We start from the raw sequence: 6,197 nt of genomic DNA, 5'->3' as shown, positions 1-6,197 counted from the left end.
CTTCATCAGGGCTCTTAAGGACTAATCTTCTTTCTCTGTCCTGAGATTTGTCTTTCATAAGCACTTAAATTGACAAATATTCCTAAATATTAACCTTTCGTACCGCCTGCAGTTAATCCAGACACGAATTGCTTTTGCAGCAACAGGAAGGTAACCGCAATCGGGATACTAATCAAGATTGCACCTGCTGCAAAGGTTGTGTAACTCGCACCCATAACGTCGTTCACTAATTTATATAATCCAATCGGTAATGTGAAAGCTTCAGGTGTTCTTAAAATAACCGATGATAATACGAAATCACCAAGCGGGCCCGTAAATCCGTTCATCGCCACTACCGCTAACATTGGTCTTGATAACGGCAGAAGAATTTGCCAAAAGATTCTCGTGTTACTCGCGCCATCAATCTTCGCGCTTTCATCAAGGTCCATCGGAATCGAATCCATGTAACCCTTCATTAGATACGTATTCATTGGAATTTGTCCGCCAATATAAAGGAGGATTAATAACCAATGGCTGTTCATCATTCCTAAGATTTGCGCTAATACAAACAATGCAATTAACGCCGCAAATTGTGGAATCATTTGAAGTAACAGAAACAGCATTAAAGCATTTTTTCTTCCTTTAAAGCGAAATCGTGAAAAAGCATACGCTGTAAACGATACAGTGATCATCGATCCCAGCATGGTGAAGATACTGATTTTCAACGAATTTAAATACCACTTGCCATATTGCAAACTTTCTTTTCCAGCGAATAACTCTCGATAGTGATCAAGGGTTGGGTTTTCCGGAATAATCGAAGTACTGATTAAGCTGTTACCAGGGTTAAAGCTTGCCCCTACTGTCCAAAGCAAAGGATACAAAATCAGCACGGTCATAAAAAGTAAGAAGGCATAGGTAAAAAAGAGACGTAGTAAGCGATTGGTTTTCATTGTTGTCTGCATTTTTTAAGCCCCCTCTTTAAATGAATTTGTGCGTCTGAATTGCCATAATGCAATACCCACAACAAAGATCGACAATAGAATCGTTAATGCAGCTGCCAGCGAGTACTGACTTGATTGCATCGTCAGCTTATATATCCACGAAACTAAGATGTCCGTTCCGCCAGCCGTTGAACCCGCCACAGCAGGACCGCCGCCATTGAAAAGATAAATAATATTAAAGTTATTAAAGTTAAAGGTAAACTGCGTAATGATAATCGGTGCCATTGCTATGAAAATCATTGGCAGCGTAATGTTTTTAAATTTAGCAAAAATTGACGCTCCATCAATCGTTGCCGCTTCATATAAGTCATCAGGAATCGATTGAAGAACACCGGTTGTTACGATGAAAATATACGGGAAGCCAAGCCACCCCTGCATAAGAATCAATGCTAATCTTGACCATGTTTCATCCGTCATCCATGGAACCGGGTCGATACCGAAAAAGGCTAAAATATCATTGTTGATTGCACCAAAGCTATCATTAAATAGACCGGCAAAGATCAGAATCGTTACAAATCCTGGCACTGCCCATGGTAAAACTAAAATGGTACGGAAGAATCTTTTGAAGCGTACTTCCTTTTGATTGACGACAATCGCAATGAAAATACCAAGACTCACCTGGAGAGTCGAAGCGACTACCGTCCAAATGACCGTCCATGCTAATACATCAAAGAACGTTGCCCGCCAAATATCAACGGTGAAAATTTCAGCAAACGTCTCTAAACCAACCCAATCTGCTAGGTTCGCAGGCGGTGAGTGGTATAAATCATAATTCGTAAAGGCCAAAGCAAAACTGAATAGAATGGGAAAAATAACAGCAAATATCAATAGAAATAAAGAGGGACCACTAACTAAGTAAGGATATCCTTGTGCAATTAAATTTTGGTATTCACTCTTTAATGAGGTAACCGGAAAATTTTCATCACGTAATTTTCCATTTTTATATGCGTCTTTAAGATTCCAATAATAAATACCAAGACCAAATGCCGTTACAATTAATGCAATAATTCCTTCTGCTAATAGGAAAATGGAGTTATCTCGAGGTACTTCTGTTCCTAGAGTAAAAAGACCCCAGAAGCCCATATTGAGAAGATCTCCGAATGCGATAAAAAACGCTGCTGCAAGAATGAGGAAGACAAGACCCTTGACCCATTGCTTATTATAAAATTGGCCTAATCCCGGTATGATGGATAACAGTGGGGCTATTGTTCGATGTGCCACTTTCTTCACCTCTTTATATAGATGGCCAATATAATTGGCTCTAATCTTCAAATTTAAATAACAAATATGGTGTCAAACATAATTAGCGTTTGACACCATTATTGTGATAACTAATTATTTACCGCTATGTTTTGCTTCAATTTGACCTTCGATAGTTTCTACCGCTTGGTCTAAAGCTGCTTTTGGTTCTGCTTTACCTGTTGCAATGGTTTGCAGTGCAGAGTCTGCCGGTGCCCATACTTCGTTCATTTGTGGAATATTAGGCATTAAAACAGAGAATTTAGATTGCTCGGCAACTGCCTTCGCTACCTCACTTTCAGTAACAACTGGATCGTTAGCTAACGCAGCTACAGCTGGAACTTCCTTCGTGATTTCATATCTCTTTTTAGAGTTTTCTTCATTTGCAATAAATTCTACAAACTCTTCAGCAAGCTCAGCATTTTTAGAATATGAGCTTACGTTGTAGCTTTTCACACCAACGAAGGCACTCATGTTTTTACCATTACTTAATGCAGGTAATTTTTGAACACCCCAGTTAACTCCTGCTTTTGTAAATGGTTCAACATTCCATGGACCAGAAATAATCGCAGTAGCTTTACCTTCTGTAAATAGAGACTCAATTACAGAGATACCTTGCTCCCCGACAATACCTGCTGGGAAAAGACCTTCTTTATAGAACTTTTGGATATACTTCGCGCCTTCGATGGCACCTTCATTATTGATTCCGATATCTTTTGGATCATAATTTCCTTCGTCATCTTGTCCAAAGATATAACCGCCGTAACCGCTTAATACACTGTTTGCATAATAAATTTGATCAAAGAGTGCTAAGAAACCGAACTTTTTACCATCAGCAACACCTTTTGAATACTCATACCATTCATCAAGTGTTTCTGGTAATTGATCCTCTGAAATCAGATCTTTATTGTAATAAAGCATGGTCGTTTCTACTGCTTTTGGCAGCCCGTAAACTTTACCATTCACCTTCTGCGCGTTCATCGCTGCTTCTGTATAAATCTCTTGTGTATCTTTATCCACATCTAGTTCTTTGATTAAACCCTCTGTAACAGCTGTACCAATTTGGTCACTTGGCATCGTTAGAACGTCTGGGCCTGTTCCTGCTGGACCATCTAAACGCAAGTCTTCAATTTGTTTCGTATATTGTTTTTCTACCATTGTTACTTTTACATCATGCTCTTTTTCAAACTTGGCGATGGCATCTTTAATCCCTTCACCCTTCATAACATCTTCCCAAACAAGTAATTCTTTCGGTTTATCTGCTTCCTTTGTGTCGCCGCCTTCTTTAGCGTCATCCTGTGGACCACAGGCAGCCAAAGATAAACTTAGTGCAACACCACTCATCAAGCCAAAATATTTTTTAAACTTCTTCATGGATGTACATCCTTTCAATAATAAATTTAGTAGTTCATTTACTCCCCACTTATGTGAAAGCGTTTCAGTAAATATAATATATCACTGCCTAGAAAACATGTAAACAACTTTTTTACTCAATTAAGTAAATATTTTTACGAAATAATTCTCTGTTTAGGTCGTACTCTTTCGAACAATCAATTCAGATCCAATAAATAGGGTCTTTACCAATTTGCGTTTTTCCACCACTTGTTCAAGCAATAGCTGAATCCCATTCTTGCAAATTTCCTTCATATCAATGTGGAAAGTTGTGAGCGGCGGTGACACATACTTCGCCACACTTATATTGTTAATGCTGATAATACTCACCCGATTTGGTATCGCAATTCCATGTTCATTTAACGCCTGCAGGCAGCCTACTGCGATGGGGTCCGCAGCAATAAAGAAAGCACTAGGCAATTGATCTCCCAGCTGTTCAACGGCATCCTTCATCAACATATAGCCTGTATCCACAGAAAATCCTCTGCGATGAAAAATATATTGTTCATTTAACAACCCCTTTTTCACCATATACCTGCGAAATACACGTTCACGTAAATCCATTTCATCCTCATCAGTGTTAGGGTTATGATACGTACCGCCAATAAAACCAATCTCGGTATGACCCTTTTCCAATAAGAAATCGATGGTTCTTCTTGTCATTTGCGGCAGATCCGGTCTGACAGAATCAAAGTGATTCGGGTCCGGTGATGTATCCAGGAACACCCCATTGGAAGTAATGCTTCGCAAATACGCTAACTCATTTTCCGAAAACGTACCTACGGCAATGAATCCCTCAATATGATCTGGAATTTGGTGAATACCATCGGAGATTTTGTAGGTAATCAGCTCTACATTGTATAGCCTTGCCATTTTTTCTAACTCAATTCGCATTGTTTTAAAATAGACATCTTCTAATTCCTCTTTGTCTGTTAACCAATATAAAAAGGCAATATTCTTAACTAATAGCCTTACTGTTTTTCTACGATAATTTAGCTGCTCTGCCGCTTCATAAATTTTTTCACGTGTCTCATCTGAAACAGAAAGACTTTGGTCATTGTTGAGTACACGCGAAACAGTAGAAGTGGAATACCCCGACTTTTCTGCAATATCTTTTATCGTCGCCATTTAGGAAACCTCCATATGATTTCAAATTATTTTATATTTGTTTACTTTAATTAGTAAATTATTTTACTAAATATTACTTCATTATTCACAAAAACTCAAGCTTTATATGATAAAATTATTCCGACATAATGACAGCAAAATGGTTGGAATAATGGCAATAAAAAGCAATTGTCTTGTCTGTATCACTATGCTTTAATGAATTTCAGGTATAGTACTTCAGTTTATAGAAAAGATAGAGGAAACAGTTTTGAGTTCATTACAGAAATTATTACTCAGTATTCATGCTTGTTACGGTTTAGCCACTACGATGTCAGGTTTGTTTTTAAACCTCTATTTGTGGAGACTTTCAAATGATCTAAGTGTCAATGCCTCCTTTATACTGGTAACGTTCTTTTTTGGAACAGTCTCGTTTGCAGTTGGCGCCTGGCTTTCAAAAAAGACAGATCGAATCTGTAGTTTTCAACTCGGCATTGGCTTTACAGCAATCTTTTATTTACTTGTTATTATTTTACAAGAAAAAACAGCTGCTTATCCGATGGCTATCGGTATCTTAAATGGAACGGCAGCAGGCTTCTACTGGTTAGGCTATCTCGTATTGATTTATGACCTGGTAGACAACCATTCCCGCTCACAATTCATGGGTAAACAAATGGCCGTTTTTGGAATCGTTAACACTTTTGGTCCTGCGCTAGCCGGATTTATTATATCGAAATTGGATTTTACTGGCTACAATCTTGTTTTTACCCTTTCCTTATTGTTATTCCTAACAGGTCTAATCCTTAGCTTTTGGCTTCCGAAGGATTTGTCTGCTAAGAAACCTTTGTATCTACGTTTATTATGGAGGTATAACAAGAGGAAACCAAGCTTGAAACCAATGTGGTTTGGCTGGTTCGTTTGGGGCATGTGTGAAGGCTTACTTGGCTTTTTGCCGACCGTCATATTATTTATGAGTGTAAACAATGAATTCCTCGTAGGGATCAGTTCGATTTTGTTTGGAAGTGTGGCTGTTCTATCAAGTCTATGGCATTCCAAATACAATCACAGGGATAGAGAACCTTATACCTTACTGGTCGTGTGGCTATTGTATTTCTTTGCTTGCGTGCCAATGATTCTCGATATGAATATATGGACAGTATTTATCTTCCTTATTGTAAATGAAATGAGTAAAGCCTTATTAGGTGTAACTTATTTTAGCTTCATGTTTAGAAGTATAAAGGTTTTACCGAAGTCCGGCCTTCGCACAGAATCGATGGTCATGAGAGAAATCATGCTCAATATTGGACGGATTCTTTCTATTACAGTGTTTATCGGTCTTTACCTTTTTGCCATTGAGTTGATCTATTATTATCTGCTGACTGCGATTTTGGTACAAGGACTCTTATTTAAGATCGTTTCAACAGAACGAATTGGGTTTACGTTTAGAAGGGGAATGAAGGTAAAGCATGAAATATAGAGGTC

5 protein-coding genes are annotated in these 6,197 nt (G+C 38.2%); 1 reads left to right on the top strand and 4 read right to left on the bottom strand.

Features of this window, described 5'->3' with window-relative positions; translation table 11 throughout:
- Window positions 1-89 precede the first annotated feature (89 nt).
- The 4 genes from H0184_RS24745 to H0184_RS24730 form a co-directional block, all read right to left on the bottom strand.
- A complete protein-coding gene (locus H0184_RS24745; RefSeq protein WP_221829586.1) occupies window positions 90-941 on the bottom strand; it encodes a sugar ABC transporter permease in 852 nt (283 codons plus the stop codon).
- 3 nt (window positions 942-944) lie between these two features.
- A complete protein-coding gene (locus H0184_RS24740; protein WP_221829583.1) occupies window positions 945-2,201 on the bottom strand; it encodes a carbohydrate ABC transporter permease in 1,257 nt (418 codons plus the stop codon).
- 114 nt (window positions 2,202-2,315) lie between these two features.
- The gene (locus H0184_RS24735) at window positions 2,316-3,593 is read right to left on the bottom strand and encodes a sugar ABC transporter substrate-binding protein (protein ID WP_221829580.1); all 1,278 of its coding nucleotides are present in this window, start codon (window positions 3,591-3,593) and stop codon (window positions 2,316-2,318) included.
- A gap of 153 nt (window positions 3,594-3,746) precedes the next feature.
- Window positions 3,747-4,739 (bottom strand): LacI family DNA-binding transcriptional regulator, encoded by a 993-nt coding sequence (locus H0184_RS24730; protein WP_221829578.1) that lies wholly within the window; start codon window positions 4,737-4,739, stop codon window positions 3,747-3,749.
- 247 nt (window positions 4,740-4,986) lie between these two features.
- Here H0184_RS24730 and H0184_RS24725 point away from each other — a divergent pair, with 247 nt between their 5' ends.
- A complete protein-coding gene (locus H0184_RS24725; protein ID WP_221829575.1) occupies window positions 4,987-6,192 on the top strand; it encodes an MFS transporter in 1,206 nt (401 codons plus the stop codon).
- The last annotated feature ends 5 nt before the right edge of the window (window positions 6,193-6,197 follow it).

The sequence above is a fragment of the Neobacillus niacini genome, from assembly GCF_019749295.1.
GTDB classification, from domain to species: Bacteria; Bacillota; Bacilli; order Bacillales; family Cytobacillaceae; genus Neobacillus; species Neobacillus niacini_D.
The sequence above is the reverse complement of the archived record's forward strand: the minus strand, read 5'-3'. Positions and strand labels throughout refer to the sequence as shown.

Coding starts and splice junctions, on each gene's coding strand:
- H0184_RS24730 (WP_221829578.1), bottom strand. CDS start 4,739: ATGGCGACGATAAAAGATATTGCAGAAAAGTCGGGGTATTCCACTTCT.
- H0184_RS24735 (WP_221829580.1), bottom strand. CDS start 3,593: ATGAAGAAGTTTAAAAAATATTTTGGCTTGATGAGTGGTGTTGCACTA.
- H0184_RS24745 (WP_221829586.1), bottom strand. CDS start 941: ATGCAGACAACAATGAAAACCAATCGCTTACTACGTCTCTTTTTTACC.